This is a genomic window from Vibrio sp. R-1, from assembly GCF_035615595.1.
Taxonomy (GTDB): domain Bacteria; phylum Pseudomonadota; class Gammaproteobacteria; order Enterobacterales; family Vibrionaceae; genus Vibrio; species Vibrio cholerae.
Map to the genome: position 1 here is coordinate 1 of NZ_WPDC01000186.1, position 1,432 is coordinate 1,432.

The 1,432-nt window shown below is 45.0% G+C and carries 1 protein-coding gene; it reads right to left on the reverse strand.

The window, feature by feature from the left end:
- Positions 1–27 precede the first annotated feature (27 nt).
- A protein-coding gene (locus GOU96_RS17465; RefSeq protein ID WP_142541607.1) for an IS3 family transposase occupies positions 28–1,382 on the reverse strand; the annotation gives its coding sequence in 2 pieces (ribosomal slippage) (positions 28–914 and positions 914–1,382; 1,356 coding nt in all).
- Positions 1,383–1,432 lie beyond the last annotated feature (50 nt).

Consider the following 1,432-nt stretch of genomic DNA (forward strand, 5'->3'; position numbering starts at 1 on the left):
TGAAGTGAACCCCATTTATTGGACACTTTAATAGGCGGCTATCATGGTCTGAGTTCGGAACTCTACCGGACTCAGACCATTTAGTTTAACTTTTATCCGTTCATGATTGTAGTAGTGGATATATTCGTCTATTGCATTTCTCAACTGATCGGTATCTTCGTATTCTTCATTGAACCAACACTCCGATTTCAATAAGCCGAAGAAGTTCTCCACGACCGCGTTATCCAAGCAGTTTCCTTTGCGAGACATACTCTGTTTCACGTCCACGGCTTCGAGCTTGGACTGATAGCCAACCATCTGATATTGCCACCCTTGATCAGAATGAAGGATTGGAGATTCACCGGGTTGCAGCTTACCCAAAGCGTCGTCTAGCATCTTGGTTACCAGGTTCATGTTGGGGTGCGTTTCCATATTCCAAGCAATGACTTCGCTGTTATATAGGTCCAGAACGGGCGATAGATAAAGCTTTTTCCCTTTGAGTTTGAACTCGGTTACATCCGTGACCCATTTCTGATTTGGCGCCTTTGCATGGAAGTTTCGTTCTAACCGATTCGGGGCAACCTTGCCGTATGTCCCTTTATATGACCGATATTTCTTACTTCGTAAATTCGAAGCTAGGCTTTGTTGACGCATGAGCTTTAGCACGGTTTTATGATTGAGTTGACACCCTTCACGGCGTAGTGCGAGCGTGATACGCCGGTAACCGTAACGCCCTTTGTGGTGATGGAACAACTCCTTGACCCGCTGAGCTTCACTCTCATATGGGGACTTCTTTGCCATGGATTTAACCTGCCAATAAAACGTACTACGCGGCAGTTCAGCGATATAAAGCAGTGTGGAGAGTTTATGGTGCTGCCTTAGCCCTACGACGATTTGGGCTTTCTCTTTGGTTTTTCCTGAGCTAAGGCATGCCACTTTTTTAAATAAGCATTCTCTGCTCGAAGATAAGCCAGCTCTTCTTCAGCACTTTCGAACGTTGGATAAGGAGGAATCAGTTCTTTTCTTGGTTTCTTCGATTTTTGAGCCACGGAGCCCCCTTTAGGCTTATTGCGAAGAGCCATGATACCACCTTCTCGATATAGGCGAGCCCATCGGCTAACAGTGCAAGCTGCGGCTATCTTGAACTTCGCAGCCGCCTTGCGAGAGGACTCATTATTTTCCATCATCCAAAGAAGTACCTCTTCTTTGAACTCTGCTGTATATCTCTTGGTTGTAATGGTAAATCCATCTTCGCCGCTGGCTTTCCAATGTTCCGTCCAACGACGAACAGCACCGTGGTCAATATTAAATTTTGCCGCAGTTCTTTTCGTACCATCGCTGCTATTCAGGTAATGAAGAACGACTTTACGTTTAAATTCACTTGTGTACTTTTTCTTTGCCATAAAATAAAAACCCTTACTCGTTGGATATCCAACTTTCAGGGTTCACTTCA